This is a genomic window from Nostoc sp. UIC 10890 (genome assembly GCF_054786515.1).
The window spans coordinates 1-19,106 of record NZ_JBSGKF010000014.1 but is presented as its reverse complement, the minus strand read 5'-3'; the positions used below and the strand labels follow the sequence as shown (position 1 = coordinate 19,106).

The window sequence follows — 19,106 nt, the reverse complement described above, 5'->3', positions numbered from 1 at the left end:
GTGTGGCAAAACTTACTAGAGAAGACGACTCTCTAGATTAGCTAGGTAAGCCTTGGGATCTCTGCGAAATCGATACTGTTCAATTCTGGCAATGCGTGGTGTTTTTGCAATTGAGAGCGTAATTCGAGCCAAGTAACAATATCAACTTGTGCTAAATCAGATGCGGTGAAAGAATGAAGTTTAGTAGCGATGGCACAGGCAAGTTTGACGGAACCACGAATAACGAGAGATGAGGGGGCAACCTTACGACCTGTACAACGACGTTGATGATGACGTAGCATCCCAAAAGCATGTTCTAAGTCATTATTAGTTCGAGGAAAATCTTCAATTTCGTAACAATGAAAAAGTCCAGACCAGTAGTTATGGGTGGTTTTTATAAAGTTATCGATGGCGGTGGTCAGTGTACCAGCTTTCTGTTTTTGTTGGGACATTTCTGTTAACAGTTGCTGATAACTTTTTTTGACTCCAGCAGCATCAAGACCTATTTTATTATTGAGAATATTACTAGCTTTATTAACCCACTGATATGCAACTATGACAGGTGAAAATAAAGATGCAGTCGCAGATAAACCCTTAGCTATCAGGTGTTTCAGGTTGACTAAAGGTGGTGGTAAAGCACTTTTTTTTCCATCCGCTCTAACATGAAGCTCTATCAACGTCAAATTTTCTTGTAACTTTAATCCAGATGCCTCTAACGGTGGATGACCATCATTGGTTATAGAACTACGTACTGCCGAGCAATAATCTTCAATAATGTTTGCCAAATCCTTATCTTCATTAGTAACACTACGTTCAATGTCTCGTAATCCTCTAACTTTTTTCTTTAATTCCTTTTTTGCATGTCGATCCGCCTCATATATGGGAATAATAGCCTCCTTTAGGTAATGATAATGACATAAACCATGAGCAATACTAGGTAATGCTACTTTTACAGCTTTGCGAATTGATTGTTGTCCATCACTAACAACTCCATCAATTGGTACATTTAGGGTGTTAGTTACTTCTAATAATAACGCCACTAAATCTTCATTTCTTGATGATAATAAGGTTTTAGCTAGTAATATTTCTCCTGATATACAATCTCGAATGACCCATAATACCTCATGTCCAATTTCTGGCTGCATCCCATCAATGGCTAATATCACCCGTCCTTGCTTTTTAACTATTGCTTTTAACCTTTTATGGTCTTTTAGCCATAAAGAATTTTCTCGTCATATCTGTCAATTAGGTGCGTGACCGTTCGTTGACTGATACATATACCCTTTAATTCAAGGTGAGTGTGTATTTGAGGAACACTTCTATGTTCCTGGTAGCGCAATGCTCCTATATAAGCAATCACATCCAAACCAAATTCGTTCTGTGGTAGAGCGAGTGACCCTTCTTGCTCTGGTCAATATGCTTTTTTATACCGCAGACATGACTTATTTTGACATCGACGAATTTTTAGCTGTAGTTCTACTACCCCATTCAACGTTCTTATATGTCGAGGATTATTGTATTCATTCCACATTGCTTCCCCGCACGAGGGGCATCTTTTTTGAACACAATCGAGTACTTCAAACGATGTTGCCTCTGGTTTTAGACTTTTTCTTACCAAGTTTTCGCACCATTATTTCACTACAAGGTCAAGATTACAGGATTTCCCCTCTTCTCTAGTAAGTTTTGCCACGCTAGGTTTTTTCTATTTCCTCTTCCCTGTGTGTTGGTAAGAGATCCAATTTGTCATTCCCTGTTGCCCGTTCCCTGTTGCCTGTTCCCTCAAGTTGTATAGAACGTTGTTCTGGTATCGGCTTACGCAAAGGTGGAAAAGCCGCAGTCTTTGAATGCTGATTCTGCTGTTGCCAGTCCCGAAAGGTTGGAGCAAGATGACTCAATTTCTCGTAAGCGAGTGGCCCACTTGCGGCGATGAAATCATCAACACCTTTGTCTGGGCCTGGCAAGTTGATGACTTTTACTCTTGCTCCAGCTTCTTGTAACAATCTTCCGGTCACTGAAATATCTCGCTCGATATGGAGCTTAGTTTCAGGCTTGGTTTCATAGTCAAAGCAGAACTTGAAAAGTCTCCCTTGTGTGGCGAAAACCGCTAATTCCTCATGCAGGTAAGACTTACCGATTTTTTTACCAAACTCATCTTTGGGAGTTCGGTATCCCGCCGAAATCCCAGGTAGCCCAATGGCAGCATGACCCTGACTCAACAGACTGGCCGCTTTTTTCGCGCCTTCTGCGATCGCACACGGGATATTATGTTTCCAGACACAGTACCAAAATCCTGATTGGCGATCTTCTTGTGTAGGATTAATTTTGTGTTTGGAGTAGATGCGTTCGGCAATATCTTCAGGGACATTGAGCAAGAATATACTTAATTCAACCTTTGGGGGATGCTCATATTTAATAAATTTCCCTTGAATTACCTGGTTCTGCTCATCTTTTTTGGGTCTAGGTGTGTTCGGCTTGTAACATCCCCATCTTTTAATTGCAGGTTTTGCACCTGGTGTTAAATCAGCAAATGAACGCGCATCAACTCCAGCATCACACCACCATCCACCAGCATCAAGATGCGAATATGCTTTTATAAAACCATCTGTTAGCCGTCCTGTATTTGTTCGATTCAGTTTTTCGCTGACCATGAGCCGTTCCCAGGCTTCATGCTCACCACCTGCATAGTTAAACTGAAGACTCTCAAAGTTCAACGCTGCAATTCCTGGGTGAATGGCACTTGATTCAAACTCTTGCCAGTGTTTTGGTTCAATAAAATTAGGTATTTTTTCAGTCTGATTGGGTGTCCAGAATGGTTCTGTGGGGACAGGAGATTTCAGTACTGGCTTAGAGAAAACCGATTCAAGAGTATTATAATTTGGTGTCTCTTTCAAGACGGGCAAGACTTTCGGTACTTTTATTGATGAATCATGGCTTGTTGTCCGGCTAGATGCGACTGATTTCACAATTGGGCCGACAAAAGGAGTAGATACTGTCGTCTCTAGTTTTAGTACTGGCTTCTCAAAAGGGGCACTTATATTTATAGTTATTGCTTGGTGCTGCTCAATCGTCGATTTCTGAATTTGTTTTCGTAGCAATTCCAAAGCATTCTCTTTGGCTTTCGACTGTTGCGCTAACCAGAGCAACCGCGTTGGATCTTCGGTGTAAATCTTTAATGCATGCCTTGCACGGCTGACAGCAACATAAAAACTTTCCTGCCCAATGGTGAAGTCTGCCGAAATTAACACCCGATCCGCAGTTTTCCCCTGACTACTATATGTTGTACTCACAAGGGCATAGTCTAAGTTTTGCGCCTGTGCCAAACTAATGCGTTCAGTACGCTCATCAGCATATTTAATGTGAACTATGTTCAGGTCGATTCCTGCCACAGTAAATTCCTGTCCGTTACGTCGTCCCAATTGCCGATCGTTTTTCTTCCATTGCAGGCGATCGCCCACGGCAATTTCAATCTGGTGACTCTGGTAAACCGCTTTCTCAAAAGCCGTGTCTACATCCATTACCTGACCATTATCACCAATTAGGGTCAACTTGTCAGTAGTTCGACCAACCACTTCATACAGTTTGCCTTTCTCCAGCCCCCGACGTTTGTAATCCCGTGTGGGCATGATCACATCACCAATTTCAAAGTTATGGGCAAACCGCATCTGTACTTTTGTCAGATTTTTGGTTTGCAATTGGGTGATGGTTGCAGTTTCTCCCAAAGTTCCTTCACCCTTGAGCTTCGAGCGAATCGCTTGGGTAAGGGCAAGTCTTTCTGTATTTGTTCCAGCTAACACAAGAGTTTTGAGTCGCTGCTCTGGTGTCCCTACTATATAATCATTGGCGATCTGCTCTATTTTGGAAAAACTATCTACTTGAAGTATGGAACCGTTGGCTTCTAGTCGTTCAAATCCTGCTTCTATTCTGCCATCAGCGATTAAATCTACTGCTAATTTTAATTGAGGGTCTTTTTGGCGCAACGATTCATTGAGGTGTGCGGTTTTAATTCCCGCCTGTTGCAAGGATTTGAAGGGATTACCTGCTGATACTGCTGACAACTGCCGAGTGTCACCTACTAAAATCACCCTAGCAAGTTCAAGGGTTGCCCGTTGTAGAAGTGCATGAGCATCTTTAGCACTGAGCAAAGAAGCTTCATCCACAATCCAGATTTGATTTGGTTCAAGTTCTGTGGCTGGTTCAGTAACCAAAAGCCTAGCCACAGTTTCAGACTGAATTTCTAACTCTTCACTCAAAACCTTAGCAGCAGAGGAACTGGGGGCGAAGCCTTTGATAATATATCCGGCAGAAAAAGCGATCGCTTTCAACTCTTTGAGGGCGAAAGTCTTGCCAGCACCAGCTACCCCCTGCCATGCAATGAACTGGTCAGATGTTGTTGCAGCTAATTCTACTGCTTGGCGCTGTCCGCTATTTAGTAAGGTATTCTCTAAGTGGTTTTCGACTACTTCCGAGTGGGAAATGGAGCAAAATTTACATTGACCCTGCTGCATCAACTCAATCGTCGCCAACTCCCGCCGCACTGCTGTCATCGTCGTAAATTGGTCAGTCAATCCTGGTAAAGCGATTAACTCCTGATGCTCTCTAATTAGGGCTGCGATCGCTGTAAAATCCGTAGCTAAACGTGACTCTAGGATGAATTTTTCTAAATCCTCTTGTCTAAAAGCGACATTTCTCTCACTGCAATGTGCGATCGCATCATCTAACGCATCAATCAGACTTTTTTGCTCAACCACAAGAGGAGCCTGTTCTTTTCTTGGTTCTCCTGGCTTGACAAACGTGATACCTAACGCCGCAGCTTCTTCTTTCCACAATGCAACTAATTTTGATTCTGGTAGTTTCTGCTTGCGCTGGCGGGTATCATCCCAAATTTTTTCACGTTCGGCCCAAGTCGAATTAGCACCAGATGAGGCGATGATTTGCTGTCGCCGCTTAGAAAATGCCTCTAAATCCTCGAATTTAAACCCTTTTATATCAAACTGCCCATGTAAACGAAGCTCTATCTCGTAGCCAAGCTTCTGCACCTCACGCGCCAGAGAGCTTTGGTATGCCATCCCCAAGAATTTTTTATTGGCGAATATTTCATTATTACCCAAACTCAACCACCTACCATCTGGAGTTTGGGTCATGTTCATCAGCAAACAATGGGTGTGCAGATGTGGGTCTAAATCCCGACTTTCGATGTGATCGAACTGCGCGGCGACCAAGTTACCAGTCTTAACTCTATGTCTGCCGCTATTATCTGTCACTCTGGTATAGGCATAACGCTGCTCTATTAGCTCCAGAGTTTTTTTTAGCGCCTGATGGTGAGCATCAATCAAACGAGTATCCCCGCCCACCAATGCCATCAAGCTTACACTTTTGGGCGCAGAAAATGTACAGTCTAATGCGGCTCTGCGTTCTCCTTTCCCCTTTTCTTTGACTACTCTGGCATTCAATACCTCACGACCATCAGGCGTAAGCCCCTCAATGATATTTTTAAAAGCGTCTTCGTCATCGACTGCCCCTGACAACCCCAACTTTTTAGCACCTTGACCATTCCAAAGCGACTTTCCTTGGTGATAGTAATTCTTGATGAAGTAGTTCACCGCCATCTCACTTGAGACGTTAGCCGCTGTTAGCATGGCTCACCTCTGCTATGGGGTTTACATAACTTAATGTTTGTGAGATTTCGCAATTGCCAATAACTATTGAATTCCTTGTTAATCACCGGCATCAAACTTACTTCTGTTTGATGTCGAGTTAAAAAAACTTGGTGAGACTTAGACTTCAACAATTTTTTATTCCTGATTGCTCATGCCATTTAATATAGCAAAAAATCGAGAATTATTTCCGCCAAATATGGCGTACTGTGCGTCAGAAAAATATGGATTCCAAGGCTTGTGGTTCTTGAAGCTAATTACTAGATAATTGGGAGAATCCTTGACAAAAGTGGGAAGTATCAGGAAGTGCTAGGAAGTCTTGGGAAGTCTTAGGAATTGTAGGAAAATATTAAGCTAATGAGAATTTTGTGACTAGATGATGTTGAATAGTTGAAAAGGTAAGAAATGAATTAGAGATTTGGGAGATATTGTTTAGATATTGGGAGATGTTGAATGTAATTGGTGATTATTGGGAATTGAGGGATTTTGTGGAGATTTTCTATCAGATGCACGAATTCATGGAAAGTCAAAGAGTATTGCCAAAACTGTAATCTTTCTTCGTAAATGTGGAAATAATCACGGTTTGGGCGGTTCAAATTGAGAGTAATTATCAATTAGATAGACAAAAAAAGGGTCAAAAACAGGGAGAAATTTTCTTGTGGATTTAATGTTGAGTCTTGATCCGGGAACTTCAATGACGAAGATGGTTTATCGTGTTCTCTCGGAGATTTCGTACAAGTCAGAATTGCTCTGTATGGAACCAGAGTTAATTAAGATTTCCAAAGATTCGCTGGATTTATATGAGTCTGGGCAAATGAATCGGCCCAATCCAGAGAATGAAGCGTGGATAGAGTACAACGAAGAATATTATGCGGTTGGGTTTTTGGCACAAAAGTATTTTGAAGCGCGAATCAATTTTTTAGAACTCAAGTATGAGAACGCGATTCCAAAAACTTTGGCAGCAGTGGGGGCAATAGCGATTAGAGATTCTTTGAAGGCAAACTTTGATTTATCCTTGGGACTGCTATTGCCTTATGGAGAGTGGGAAGATAGAGAGAGATTGGAGAGGGGTTTAAGTAAGGCACTGTCTAGCTTTAGCTTTCGAGGGAAACAATTTTGTATAAATCTGATTAACTTTCAGTGCTTGCCCGAAGGTGGGGGACTGATATTGACGCGAAGTAAAAAACTTGGCACAGATTTTAATAAAGTGAACATTGCTGTGGTGATGCTGGGTTTTCGGGATATATCAGCCGTAATCTTTGAGCGTGGTATTTCAACTGGAAAAACGGAAGGATTGGGCTTGGCGTGGATGCTGGAGAGAATCAAAAGCCGAACATCAGGGCAAAACTTACACGAACTGTTAAAGGCTGTCCATCTATCAGGCCCGACATTGAAACCGAGATACTGCAAACCTTTGGCTCGGAGCAAGAAATCTGATTTTCAGGTTGAGGAGATAGCACAAATTATTGAAGTGGCTGACTTATCTCGTAAAGAATACTGGGAAAAGGTATCCACTTGGCTCAAAATTAATATTCCTGCCCATATTGAGCAAGTAATTATTGGTGGTGGAACGTCGGAATACTTAAGTTCGGAGTTAAAAAATTTGTTTACTCATACCGACATTTCATGGGCAGCAGAATTATCTGAGGATGTGCGTTTAGCTTTTAACCTGCCGATTAAAAAAGATGCCTTGTGCTTGCGTTTCACTGATGTATATGGATTGTTTCGTTACCAACACGCTACATTTCGTAATTCGTAATGACGCTCCTCCGTCGCTACCGGTACATTTCGTAATTCGTAATAGTAATTTGCTCGTGAAGAGAGGAATATTAGAATGTTTTCAGATGTTGAGTTTCGCTTACGAAGTAGAGTTAAGGCTGATAGTTCCGAAGCCGTGGTAATTAAGTATCTAAATTCCAGGAATACTCTTTATCCTGCTAAAGATATGGCGATGATTGCGATTAGCAGCTATTGGCTTCCTTTAGCTTATCAAGCTGTGGATCAATCAGTGGATTTAGAGCCACACATTCGTGCTTGTCTTTACCGCCTTCAACTCCACTCTTCATATTTGATGGGACTGCTGGGAGAAATCCCGCCTCAAGGAACGCCGATGATTGCAGTAGCCTCTAATCAATCACAGCCACTACAACTAATACAATCATCACCATTACCAATATCCAGGACTTCAGTCAAAGAACCATTACAAATAGCCAGAACTCCTGTACCAGAAGAATCGGAGTCGGGAACTGACTGGTTAAATCCTTTTTAGGACTGACAATTTTTTGAATTGATTTGACGCATTGCTCCTTTCTGAGCATCTTTTTCAGTGAACGCAAATATGTCGTTTCAAGCTTTTTAACTAGGAGTGCATGATTATGTATCAACCACAAGAACTTTTTAACGACCTTTCACCATCAGAAATTAGCCGGACTTTACGCTTGAGTGGGATACCTGAAAAAGAGTCATATACCGAGAATGATGCAGACAGGTTTCGTGAATGTCGCACCTTAATTGAGCAGGGTAGAAATGATGAGGAAGTAATGGCTCTATTATCTCCAGTTGTTGACAATGCACTGTCAGAAACTCAGGGCAATTCCTCGTCGTCAACGAAAAATGGGGGGAAAAAACAAGGGAAGAAAGCCCAATTACCATTAGATATCACTGAATTACTAGTTATTGCTCGTGAAAGAGGCTATAAAATCGCACTTTCTCAGGCTTTAATAATTCTCCAAGTCTGTGGACTATCTGAGCAAGATGAGTATAGCCCAGATGAGTGCGAACGCTTTCTTGAAACCTACAAATCAATAAAAGAGCAAAACAAATCCTTTGAAGAAGTTGCAGCCAGCTTAACAACTCTAGGTAAAAGCGAAAATTCTCAACAATTAAAATTAGATGCAGTGATTGAGAATGTTAGTGAAAAAGCTGTAGCGGCAAGAGAAGATTTATCTAGCTTGATTGATAAAATTACTGCTGCTCAGGCTGAAGAAGCCCCAGAGTTAGTTCAATCACTTTACCTTAAAAATGTTGCACTGAAATTACAACAGAGCGATTCTGAAAATAACCTCTTCGCTCAATTAGAAGAAAGAATCATGGCGAGAATCGCCGAAAAAAAGCAGCAGAGGCTACAGTTATCTGGAGTGACTTGGGAGACGACACCCTTACCATCTTCTTCGCCCACGCCGATGCTGTCGCCCAACGCATTAGAGAATGGAACGAATACCGATTAAAACAAGAAATTGCAGCCAAAGAACGCACTATTGATATTCAAGTCGAAAAAGCCTCCGATGCTAAAGCCAATAAATTAGCTGCCTACAAGCTGGAAAAAATACAGGCATGGAACGAAGCACAACTAGAACGTCAAAAACTTCGTCAAAAACGCTTTGAACAGTTCAAAGAACTTGTTTTTTGGCTCGGTGGTTGGGTCGGTTCTGGCCGCTCTGGTATTTTCTTTTTTGGCTCTGCCATGTTAGCTTCTGCGACTTTTGCAGGAGTAACAATCATTAATCTGCCAACAAATCTTTCCTGTCCTGATCCCAAAAGTCCCTGTTATCTGGTATATCAAATGCGATTTAACAATAAAAGTGTGATTCTTCCACAACAGACCAAGGATATTATTGCTGAGTATGAGCGCAATAAGAGTAAACCTAAACGGCGCAGATAATTAAGTTTTGGGGAAAGAGAAACTGTCTGTTTTAGTTTTCCCTATCTTTGGAACAGCATCGAATGGCATGAAGACTCATGTGAAATATCGTCAGGGCTATCTTGTTGGGTGTAGTGTTAATAAAAATTGAATTTTAGTGCGCTAGACAAAACCAAGTTGTTCCTAATTCCCTACACCCCAAAACCAGTAATACCAAGGGTTAACGAACGCTTAACAAGCGTGCCATTCGGAACAGCATCAATAGTTTGATAGAGGGATGAAGTTATGAACGAACTAAAAGAAATTAAACTTTGGGATGATTGGGACGATATTAATTTATCTACTCCCGAACGTCGCATTGAACGCTTAGAAATTCTGCTGTGCCAAAAAGTACATAAAGGCGAAGATATCTCTCAATGTCTGCAAGTTTTGGAGTACTTGAAAAATTGTACTCGCTTTCTTTCTTCTTTCACATATTCAGGTAAAATCACTGTATTTGATGGATAAAAACGGTCTTATAGCGTAACTTCACCTACTCTAATAGGAGGTGTTTTTATCAAAAGGCAAGCTATCTTCCGGCTCGAAGTTCTGCAAGTCCTGTTCCATTTGGTGGAGGCGTTGAACGTAGGTTATGCTGTCTTCAATCCTTTCTTTCATCCGTTCTTCACCAAAGTTAATACCTTGTTCTGCATGATCGGCAGACACAGCATTATAATTCTCGACTTCGTTTTTCTTACGCCACTCAAGCTGTTCCAGGGCACTTTCACTGATGCCAATTTGCCGAGCGTACTCTACATATTCAGGTCTGAGAGAGCCGTCGGGGTTAAACTCTCTTTTCTCTTGTTCGCTGAAAAAATCGTAAGCTGTATACACTGGCCACGGCTCTGGATCAGTATCGTCCAGGTGCTTCCACTCGTCGTATTCTTCTTTCAATGAGAGAGCATAGTCAGTAATTGCTTCGTTACTCATTCCTGTAGACAACATTTGCTGTCGAGCTTCATCTTTCAAACTTCCATCTGGGTTGAATTCTTCATTATTCATATTTATCCAACGCTTAATTCTTGCCATAAAAACCTCTCAAAAAATTAATTAATGTTCATGAAATTTTAAATCTTATGACTCTGGAATTGAAACATTTCGATCCTCGTCTAAATCAGTGGATCTATACAGATGATAGCAAAACTGACTCTCAATCAATTTTAACTGAAAAGCTCAGTAATACTTTACTAGAATTTTACTTTCCTGACAAAGAATTTTCCTTTGGACACTCAGATGAATACAGCACAGATGAAGAGTTAAAGAATCATCCAGATGGACAGATTTTACTATTATCTTCAAAAAATCGTTTACTTTATGGAGATAAAGAATGTTTAGAAACGATTCAAAAAATTTGTCCAGATAGTAAAGACCGGGGTGCTTATGGTTCCATCTTCCTTGGGGCTTGTAAAAATGCGATTCACGAAAAGCTAAACATTCTGGTAGTAGATGATTCTACTGATAACAGAGGTGAGAATGGAGGAATATTATCAAATGATTTAGCATATAAATTAGTTGGGGACTGTTATGGACAATTTTCAACACAACTCCATGACAAACTAACCTTAAGAGAATCCCAAGCAGACAAAAGCTATCGTGTAATTCAGCATCGATTTGGTTGGGTGGATGGAGTTGGAGAAGATACTACTAAATACCGTTTTGGGAAAGGAACACTCCGACCATACAGACTGGATAGGATAAAATATGCAAATCCAAATAACAAACCAAAAATAGACGTAATTCTCCCTGTGAGCAGTTTTAAGGGAACAGACAAGGATAGACCTAAAGGCCCTACTAAACCTCAAATTCAACCAGGATTATATCAGCAAAATATTTGGTTAGCCGAAAAAGGGCAATCTCAACGAGGACAGATGTCTATCTCCCAACTGCTGGCATCTTTCCCCCAAGGAATTAAAGATTTTGCCGAAGAACTAGAGGTACAAGCTCAAAGATTAGCCTCTATTGAAGATGACCCAAGAATTGTTGCTGCTTACTATTGTGAAAGATATGAAAAGCGTAAAGAGTCATTGAGCCAAAATAAATTAAAAACATCAGACATTATCAATCAAGAAACAGATGTTAAAAACTTAGGGACAAATGATGACTTAGATGCAGATGAGGAATTAGATGACGAGAGTACTAAAGATGACTTGTTCATGTACAAGCTAATCAAAGCTGATTTGTTGGGTCATCAGCAGTTATTAGAAACAGAAAAAATTAAACAAGAATTGAGTCGGTTTGTACAGAGCCAATGGCGAGATATCGCTTTAGGGAAAATGCTTACTTTTGACCGAGGGATGATTATTCCATCCAAAGATTTAAAAAATGGTGAAATTTGTGTTTCATGGGAAAAGAATGAAGAGAAAATTCTTAACTTCCGTTCTCCTTTTCTGAATTCTAACGGATTGTGTGTGTCTGCTAACAAGCACGTTAAAGATCGACTCGGGCCAGATGGTAAAGACCTCAAAGGTGTAATTGTAGTTAATGACGAAGACCACAAGCGTATACAAGGCAGAATTACAGAGTTAGAAGCACTCTTGGTTGATGTTGATTTTATTGACCCAGCAGAAACCGAATCAGAACGCCAAGCACGAGACTACGATGGTGATTGCATTGGTGTAGCAAGAGCCAGCTTATATCCTAATTTAACAGCAGAGGCAGAGCGAAGAAATCTTCCCCAAAACGCCTATTCACCCACGGTTAAGCTCAAAAAACAATCATTTTATGATTCCAACGATGGAACTCAGCCCCCATTTGAAAAAATCGCTATCCACATGAGCGATAGTATCAGCGTGGGCATAATCAATAATCAAGTGACAGCACTGGAAGCATTAGAATCGGAAATTGAGGTACTAAAGACTTATGGTACTTTTGAGCAGAAATCAAATTATCTAGACCAAGTTTCAAACCATTACGAAACCCTATTTGAGCAAGAACGCCAGAAAGAACCAAAGTTAATTCGAGAAGAATACAAGCCTTATATGCAAGGGGTTGTTGAAATTGCTCATTGTCAAAGAACTCCCGAAATTATCCAGCAAGCAATGGACATTAACCGTCAAATGTACCGGAGCATGATTGAAGAAGGATGTTATCAAAACCAAATAGCGGTTGATTTATTCAAAAGTGCTAAAAAACCTGAGATGGATAAAATCAGGGAAAACAGCCGCTACTTGTATCGTGATGTTAATTATATTAAAGATAAGAAATCTTCGTCAGTTTATTTAAACACGGGGATAACGCCAAAGGGCTACTCACCAGTAGAATTATTGATTAGCCAAACCAATAAATATTTCCAAGAATCACAGTTAGAATCGCGTCCCATCGTCCAGTTTAAAGACTTATTCAAAGGAGTAGAATTTACACCACAACAAAAATTTGCAGCGATCGCCGCGAAGTACGAGTTCGATCTGAAATTCAACGCTGCGGTACGGATGTCTCAACGGCGTGAAACTGAGAAAGGGCCATCCGCAATTGTGCAAACTCCACAGGGAACGCAACTGGAAATTACCAACCTCACCCGCTACGGGCATCCTCTGATTTGGAAAGCCCAAACGTTGAACATTCGCTTAGATGAAATAAGAGAGAAATTCAGAAGTTTTGAACGCCCGCACCGATTATTAGCAGTTGCACAGATAGATGGTGAGGTTGGGTCAGATGGAAAACCCGCTTACCGCAACCTGGGGACAGTTAGCCAACAATCTGTAACTGACCACAACCTCAAGGCGGGGATGACCATGCAGGGAGCTAAACTCTTAGAACTAAAACCAGAACTTACTAGAAGCCAAACTAAACTACTCTTTGCCAAGGCTTATGAAACGGCAGAAGCATTTTACACGAAGATCCCAGAGTCAGAAAAACTTGCATCCGCCGCCGCCGCTTGGAATATCTGTGCATCCCGCCAAGATGAACTTGAAGTTGCAAGAAAAGAAAACGCAAATCCCCAAGCGATCGCTAAAAAAGTCTCTAATTTTGCTTTCGCTGCTTTCCCCAATGAGATTATCTCTCGCTTAGATAAATTGCAATTTACTGAACCGAAGTTAGTCACACTGAATAATGAAGCGAATCAATTTTTGGGTCGAGACTGGAATCCCACCGAAAAACACCCGATAGAAATTAGAGCTAGTCACCACCCAGTTGGGCATGAACGCCACGTTTCCAGGCTAATGTTTGTCCAGGATAGTGACGGCGAATATAAGGAATTCGCCATGCTCGAAACCAGAACTGCACAGCTTCCCATTGGAACGAAAGCGCTCTCTTGTATGCTTGGGGTAGAACCTGCCACAGCATCAGCAACTATTGGACTACCAGGAAAGGAGCCGGTTGAAATTACTATCCGTGAACTCAAGAACTTCTCTTACGCAGGACTTGTTTTTAACGCCGAACCGGTCAACTTAGAATTTGGCACTGTGCCGGTGACTGACAAAACAGTAAAAATCAAACTTGATGGCAAAACTTTAGGGGAGTTAGACAGTGATTCTACCCAACAGTTAAAAGAAATTAATTATCTCAAAAATGGTAATCCTCTAAAGTTAAAACTTACTTCTATCTCCGAAATTGGAGATCAAGCTTTTGCCCTGGGTGAGTCTCCCAATGGAAATCTCCTCAAAATTAATAAAATTAACTTTTATGATTTTTCTGGTCAGACATTCAATGATCAAGATTACCGAAAACTGAGTATCGAAACCTCAGCTTCTAAAACTAGAGATGCTGTGTTTTTGAATGGTAAACCCTTGGGAGTGTTGCACTTTAAAAAAGACAAAGACGCGCTCAGACAGCTTGGATTGCTCAAAACCGGAAAACTTACACTCGCACCTGCAATCGTTGAAAGTAATTTTTCTGTTATTTGCGCTCAAATTGACCCTAATACCGTTGAATATCCCCAGAGGTGGACGAAGGAATTTCAGGCTTTTGGGACTCAATCAGTTAATCCTCAACAACAAGAGATGATTGAGAGTAGTGCGAATATTCTACATCATATTAAAGAGCGCCCTACTTTCTTATTTTCGACAGAATCAAACAAAAAACTTGGAGTCATGGGCTTGGCTGTTGACAACCAGAAAGCTGATACTGTGACAAAATGGTTAACTGCTCAAAAAGTTGAATGGGAGCAAGTACCAACAGAAGATGTTATCAGGGAAACTAAAAAAGGTCTAGCAGTATTTAACTTGGTTGATAGCTCCATCCCTGCCAAAACTTTGGAGAGTATGACCAAGAAATTTGGGTCAATTATTGAAACGGATAGTGACTATCAACAAAGAGTTAATTCCCTCGCCACACGACCGCAGTTTTTGAAACCACCAGAACAAACAGCACAATCCCCACCTAACCAATCTATAACTCCATTGCTCTCCGCTACCCCTTCTACACCAGATATTACTAATAGTACAAAAACCGAACCTTTAGGTGTAGAGAAGCCCCCAACAGTTACTATTGATGACTTGAGAAATTGGTACAATGCCGCAGATAAGTTAGGGAAGCCGGAAAATTACAAAAAACGGATTATTGAGGTGGCTAATCAATTTAAAGCGGGTGAGCAATTATCAGCCGAAGCGTTGACAGTAATGAATAAAGATACATTTGAGCTTGAAGCCATCAGTCGGCTGACTCAAATTGCTCAAAGGATTGGCATGGTCTGGGGTAAGTCTGATGGAAATGGTACTCAAGTTTTGGGAAAGATTTATGACTTGGCTTTCAATACCCAGCAGAGGGATTTAACTATTTCGCAGAAAAATGGAGAAGTAGTTTTAAACTTACAATCTGGCAAGGTGCAGACTAATAAAGTAACTCCACAGATATTGCAAACTTTTGAGGATGCTAATACTCAAATCGATAAAATATTAGCTAAATCTCAAACGCAACAAGTAGACTTACAAAGATAGATTTGAAGAATTCAGCAGCCAGGAGTCAGGAGTCAGAATTTATCAGGAATATAGAATGATTGGTATATTTATTCATCAAATGTTCTCCTGATTCTTTAACTATTCAGTCCTTCTGAATTCAGAAGGACTGAATTCTTCCCGCAAAATACGCTACGCCAAAGAATTTCGTGCCAAACTTGGTTTACGGGCAAATGAATGAATTATTAATAGTAGACCTTTACCACCTGAATTGGAGCGCTGCAAATCTTAAACCCGGTTATAGAAGTAAAATTATAGAAGTTAAACACAAGAAAAATGACCGACGCACCTTTCCCTAACCGACTAGACCGTATTGAGCAAATAATCTTGGGTGTAGCTGAAAGACAAGCAAACACGCAAGCACAACTGGATGTACTCAGTCAAGAAATGAGAGAGCTTACCAGTAACGTTGACCGTGTTCTGGGTCGTAGTGCAATTTTGGATGATGTGTTACTTGAATTACGTGATAGTCACGAACAACATCAGCGAAACTTTGAGTCACACCAGCAGCAAGCAGAGGAGCATTTACAAGCATTCAAGGAACATCAGCGCACTACTAACGCTGCACTACAAAGCCTTGAGTCAATCTTGTTGCAGTTGATTAGAAATAATTCTTGAGATACGTAAGCAGTAGACCCCTGGTGAAATTGAAGTAAGGCGAATTTAATTATTGGCTAGGCGATCGCAGGCAGCGAGAAACCTTTCAACAATAATCCCTTCAATTCGTCTTAGGTTCTCTTTCTTGTCCGTTTTGGCACGGCTATGCCAAATACGCTAAATATAAAGGTAAAACAACTGCCAATGCTCGATTACGTCAGTGCAGGAATCGCGTTTTACGTCACAATGCTTCCCATACAAGAGTGGATATTGGAATTCCGCCTTGGTTATCTGGGTCGTTACTGGAGCCTGATAAGTGTTGCTGGCTTATTCATTGGCTTTTTGCTCTGTCTGCTGATATTTGTGCCATTGATTATTAACATGACACTAGATCCGTTCAGATATCCAGATCATTTGGTCATGAGCGGGATCGCTGCGGTGATTTTTGGTGCAATACTCTGGCTGGGGCAGTGGCTAATTCTCCGCCAGACTGAAATGACACCAAGAATTTTTGCGCTCATCAATACGGTAATTGGAATTTCTGTCTTTTCTGTGCTGGTATGGTTTAATCAAAAAAGTTTGCAGTGGAGCGGTGGCCCGATTGAAGGTTGGAAAACTGGACTCATTTTTCTAGTGGGTGGTACAGTTACCGGAGCGGCGACGGGTAAAGCATTAGATTTTTACTGTGGACGAGTTGAGCAGCGATTAATCAGACTTGAGAGGGAGAGGGTAGAGCAAGAAACCCAAGAGCGAGAAAGGCTCTTAAGAGAAAGGTTTGAGAAGCAGAAATTAGAGCAAGAACGTTTAGAAGCAGAGATGGCAGAACGGAAAAGGATACAGCGAGAGGCGGCTCAAGAGGAAGAACGCCTGTGGTATGAAAAACACGGGAAAGACTATGCTGATTATGAATATGAGGAGGATGAAGAGGAATATAAAGGTGAGGAAGATTGAAGAATAATATGAAAAATGCCTAAGAATGTCATACGCTGTTTTGACATGAAAATAAAAGTTTGTATAGAGCAACATATTATTTGACTGTAACGACAAATTATCAATTAAGTTCTTCTTGCTTGTAAGCTTGACTGTAAAAAAGTCTAACTTTTATGGTTGTTGGCATAAAGTTGTATAAATGTGCAAGAAGATGCAATGCAGAAGGATTTAGATTTGTGACAACAATCTGTCGCTCTATAGCCATCCTGACAATGGGTTTAATTAGAATTAAAGTGCAAAACATTCTTCAAAAAATGGATAAAACTTGTTCGCTAACAACTCAAACTTTTCTCCAATACAATCAGGACGAGCTATTTTATAACCTTTGCCATTGTACCAATCGGGATTCATCGCTGGAGAATAACACAGATAAGCGTTGCCATCTTTGTAATACCCAGATATAGTTAAGATATTTATTTTAGGTAAATAATTTACTTGAAAATTTCCGACAGCGCGGTTTTTACTTTTAAAAGTAATAGCTAAATTAGTGTCAAAAATATTTTGAGAGTCTTTATTTAATGATTTCAAATACATTTGCGGTACAACTAAAGCTGCATGAACCTTACCGATTTTTCGAGCAGATAACTGAAACTCAGTGTTGCTAAAAACTTGTTCAACAATCTTAGTAATCTCTGTTTGGAAATCTATTTGTACCGTGTAAAGAAGTTGTTCTAAATCTATATTGAGCATTACTTTTCCTTTGAATATTTAAGTGTTATCAAGAAAAATTATGAATTTTTTGACAAAGTGATTAATGATTACCAAGCAGAAGAGCTAAATTGATATTTATCTTAGACTACATACGGCACAATCTATTTTCCAGAAATACACTGAAAGTAGAGCAACTTGCTAGTGCCCAATCTGTTCTTTATTAGCTCACCATCAGCTTTACGACAGAGACAGATTAGCTCTCGGTCGAATGGGAGTAATGTTTTTCAGTCGTTGCGGCAATTTATGAAGCGCAATCGCCCCTTCCTCCCGTTGTCTCTGCCGATAATCAAGTAAGTTCTGAACAAACACGAGATCATCAGTATTCAGCCGATAATACCGAGATGGCACACAGGTAAGGATGAAATGTGAATGTTATGCAGATGTTACAGGGTGCGATCGCGGTAAATTCTTGACAAAAAGCCTGGAAACAAACGCCTGCGAGCGTTACGGTATATTCAAAGCAGGTTATAAGGGCTTGTTCGGCTCTTGCTGTAAGGCAGCTGCAAAATCTGTTGATAAGTGATTTCTCGGTAAAGGTGTGTGCAAGTCTAAATAAATTATTAAGGGAATACCCAGGTAAGATGGGTAGAAATTGGGTAGTTCTGCGCTATTTTTACCCAAGCGATTGAGCGACAATATGTGTATAAAAAGCGCTGGCAAAGATTTTAAGCTGGCATTTAATAAACTGCAATATAAAACATAGCCCTGGATTTTTACAGGGCTTTTTAAATTGAAAACTCAGTTTTCGAGTTTAATGTATCTTTTACAAACAAATGAAAGCGAGTTTTAATTAGCTGGATTGGAGTTGAGTACAAGATCAAGTAAAGTACGAGCAGGTTGTGATTTAAATAGTGCAGCTTGGTGGTCACTATAAGCACGAACTAGGCGATTAAGCGTGCTAGCAGCAGTTTTGGCTTTTTCAATTTCTTCACCTCTGACGATTTCGCCATCAAGCATCTGCTCAATCACAAGTTTAATATCACCAGCTTCAAGGCGGACTTTTTGTAGCTTTTCTAAAGTGCTAAGTAAAGTTTTAAGTGAATTTAAGATTTCGTCACTATCCAGGGCATTTTCCACTGATTCAGCGATCCCTAGAGTTTGTGTCTCATCTGGAAGTGTCAGTAATTCAGCAGTAGATATTTTAGGTTTTGTCTCAGATTCGCTTGCCATTAATCTTGACTCAAGAAATCTTTCTGAGTGTGTCGTTTAATTTAGCTTTTGTTTAGTATGACTTTTAGAGAGTAGGAGATTCAGGTATGTTGTAAATTAGCCTCGGCGAAACAGAGCCTCTAGATAAACCTGGGAAACACGGCGATCTGCATCAGCATTTTGCAACAGAAACAGTGAGATAGCTGCGGTAATAAGGCGATGTTCATCCCAATCAGGATGCTGTTCTAGATAGCTGTTTAAAGACTGATGTAGTGTTTGGGGAAGATTAGTCAAGATGTTTTGGGTTGAGTTCATGCGATCAAAGCTTCAGAAAAAGCAAATCAATAGGGACAACAAGCTAGAGGTGATACAGTGCAAGTACAGTTTCACCCATTCAATGCTAGCCGAACCACTGGCACTAACAACTGAATATTTTTATACAGTTGATGCTCG

The 19,106-nt window shown here is 40.6% G+C and carries 14 protein-coding genes and 2 pseudogenes; 9 read left to right on the top strand and 7 right to left on the bottom strand.

The features are described 5' to 3' along the window. Positions 1 to 15 precede the first annotated feature (15 nt). Together ACWATR_RS36720 and mobF are read right to left on the bottom strand one after the other, a co-directional pair. Positions 16 to 1,510 (bottom strand): annotated as a pseudogene (locus tag ACWATR_RS36720) (ISNCY family transposase). 160 nt (positions 1,511 to 1,670) lie between these two features. After that, complete coding sequence (gene mobF / locus ACWATR_RS36715) at positions 1,671 to 5,615, bottom strand: MobF family relaxase (protein ID WP_460344245.1); 3,945 nt, start codon at positions 5,613 to 5,615, stop codon at positions 1,671 to 1,673. 685 nt (positions 5,616 to 6,300) lie between these two features. On the opposite strand from mobF, the gene ACWATR_RS36710 reads away from it, so the two are divergent. From ACWATR_RS36710 to ACWATR_RS36690, 5 genes are all read left to right on the top strand, one after another. Next, positions 6,301 to 7,392, top strand: coding sequence for a ParM/StbA family protein (locus ACWATR_RS36710; protein ID WP_460344269.1), 1,092 nt, complete (start codon positions 6,301 to 6,303; stop codon positions 7,390 to 7,392). 75 nt (positions 7,393 to 7,467) lie between these two features. Further along, complete coding sequence (locus ACWATR_RS36705) at positions 7,468 to 7,902, top strand: hypothetical protein (protein WP_179076608.1); 435 nt, start codon at positions 7,468 to 7,470, stop codon at positions 7,900 to 7,902. Positions 7,903 to 8,008: 106 nt separating this feature from the next. Continuing rightward, complete coding sequence (locus tag ACWATR_RS36700; protein WP_460344241.1) at positions 8,009 to 8,860, top strand: hypothetical protein; 852 nt, start codon at positions 8,009 to 8,011, stop codon at positions 8,858 to 8,860. Then, entirely contained in the window at positions 8,776 to 9,294 is a 519-nt protein-coding gene (locus tag ACWATR_RS36695; protein ID WP_460344238.1) for a hypothetical protein, read from the top strand. Before ACWATR_RS36700 ends, ACWATR_RS36695 begins: the two co-directional genes overlap by 85 nt. Positions 9,295 to 9,558: 264 nt before the next feature. Further along, positions 9,559 to 9,780, top strand: coding sequence for a hypothetical protein (locus ACWATR_RS36690; RefSeq protein ID WP_460344235.1), 222 nt, complete (start codon positions 9,559 to 9,561; stop codon positions 9,778 to 9,780). A 30-nt stretch (positions 9,781 to 9,810) separates the two neighbouring features. Here the strand turns inward: ACWATR_RS36690 and ACWATR_RS36685 are convergent, their stop codons facing one another. Beyond that, positions 9,811 to 10,341 (bottom strand): hypothetical protein, encoded by a 531-nt coding sequence (locus tag ACWATR_RS36685; protein WP_460344232.1) that lies wholly within the window; start codon positions 10,339 to 10,341, stop codon positions 9,811 to 9,813. Positions 10,342 to 10,388: 47 nt separating this feature from the next. Between ACWATR_RS36685 and ACWATR_RS36680 the strand changes: the two genes are divergently transcribed. From ACWATR_RS36680 to ACWATR_RS36670, 3 genes are all read left to right on the top strand, one after another. Continuing rightward, entirely contained in the window at positions 10,389 to 15,188 is a 4,800-nt protein-coding gene (locus ACWATR_RS36680; RefSeq protein ID WP_460344229.1) for a hypothetical protein, read from the top strand. Between the two features lie 294 nt (positions 15,189 to 15,482). Further along, positions 15,483 to 15,824, top strand: a complete 342-nt coding sequence (locus tag ACWATR_RS36675) for a hypothetical protein (protein WP_114083935.1) — start codon at positions 15,483 to 15,485, stop codon at positions 15,822 to 15,824. Positions 15,825 to 15,968: 144 nt separating this feature from the next. Beyond that, positions 15,969 to 16,754: a hypothetical protein gene (locus tag ACWATR_RS36670; protein WP_460344226.1), complete on the top strand. Its 786-nt coding sequence runs from the start codon at positions 15,969 to 15,971 to the stop codon at positions 16,752 to 16,754. An 18-nt stretch (positions 16,755 to 16,772) separates the two neighbouring features. On the opposite strand, the pseudogene ACWATR_RS36665 reads toward ACWATR_RS36670, so the two are convergent. After that, a pseudogene (locus ACWATR_RS36665) lies at positions 16,773 to 16,829 on the bottom strand (DUF1993 family protein); the annotation flags it as partial. Positions 16,830 to 17,021: 192 nt separating this feature from the next. Beyond that, complete coding sequence (locus tag ACWATR_RS36660; protein ID WP_460344223.1) at positions 17,022 to 17,483, bottom strand: hypothetical protein; 462 nt, start codon at positions 17,481 to 17,483, stop codon at positions 17,022 to 17,024. 379 nt (positions 17,484 to 17,862) lie between these two features. On the opposite strand from ACWATR_RS36660, the gene ACWATR_RS36655 reads away from it, so the two are divergent. After that, on the top strand, positions 17,863 to 18,027 hold the full coding sequence (locus ACWATR_RS36655; RefSeq protein WP_460344220.1) for a hypothetical protein: 165 nt from the start codon (positions 17,863 to 17,865) through the stop codon (positions 18,025 to 18,027). A 263-nt stretch (positions 18,028 to 18,290) separates the two neighbouring features. Here ACWATR_RS36655 and ACWATR_RS36650 read toward each other — a convergent pair whose 3' ends face one another. Next, positions 18,291 to 18,674 (bottom strand): hypothetical protein, encoded by a 384-nt coding sequence (locus ACWATR_RS36650; protein WP_460344217.1) that lies wholly within the window; start codon positions 18,672 to 18,674, stop codon positions 18,291 to 18,293. 96 nt (positions 18,675 to 18,770) lie between these two features. After that, entirely contained in the window at positions 18,771 to 18,968 is a 198-nt protein-coding gene (locus tag ACWATR_RS36645) for a DUF2811 domain-containing protein (RefSeq protein WP_460344214.1), read from the bottom strand. Between the last annotated feature and the right edge of the window lie 138 nt (positions 18,969 to 19,106).

Bases quoted from the DNA above. Each gene is read 5' to 3' on its own strand.
- mobF (WP_460344245.1), bottom strand. From the start codon at position 5,615: ATGCTAACAGCGGCTAACGTCTCAAGTGAGATGGCGGTGAACTACTTC.
- ACWATR_RS36710 (WP_460344269.1), top strand. From the start codon at position 6,301: ATGTTGAGTCTTGATCCGGGAACTTCAATGACGAAGATGGTTTATCGT.
- ACWATR_RS36705 (WP_179076608.1), top strand. From the start codon at position 7,468: ATGTTTTCAGATGTTGAGTTTCGCTTACGAAGTAGAGTTAAGGCTGAT.
- ACWATR_RS36700 (WP_460344241.1), top strand. From the start codon at position 8,009: ATGTATCAACCACAAGAACTTTTTAACGACCTTTCACCATCAGAAATT.
- ACWATR_RS36690 (WP_460344235.1), top strand. From the start codon at position 9,559: ATGAACGAACTAAAAGAAATTAAACTTTGGGATGATTGGGACGATATT.
- ACWATR_RS36685 (WP_460344232.1), bottom strand. From the start codon at position 10,341: ATGGCAAGAATTAAGCGTTGGATAAATATGAATAATGAAGAATTCAAC.
- ACWATR_RS36680 (WP_460344229.1), top strand. From the start codon at position 10,389: ATGACTCTGGAATTGAAACATTTCGATCCTCGTCTAAATCAGTGGATC.
- ACWATR_RS36675 (WP_114083935.1), top strand. From the start codon at position 15,483: ATGACCGACGCACCTTTCCCTAACCGACTAGACCGTATTGAGCAAATA.
- ACWATR_RS36670 (WP_460344226.1), top strand. From the start codon at position 15,969: ATGCCAAATACGCTAAATATAAAGGTAAAACAACTGCCAATGCTCGAT.
- ACWATR_RS36660 (WP_460344223.1), bottom strand. From the start codon at position 17,483: ATGCTCAATATAGATTTAGAACAACTTCTTTACACGGTACAAATAGAT.
- ACWATR_RS36655 (WP_460344220.1), top strand. From the start codon at position 17,863: ATGAAATGTGAATGTTATGCAGATGTTACAGGGTGCGATCGCGGTAAA.
- ACWATR_RS36650 (WP_460344217.1), bottom strand. From the start codon at position 18,674: ATGGCAAGCGAATCTGAGACAAAACCTAAAATATCTACTGCTGAATTA.
- ACWATR_RS36645 (WP_460344214.1), bottom strand. From the start codon at position 18,968: ATGAACTCAACCCAAAACATCTTGACTAATCTTCCCCAAACACTACAT.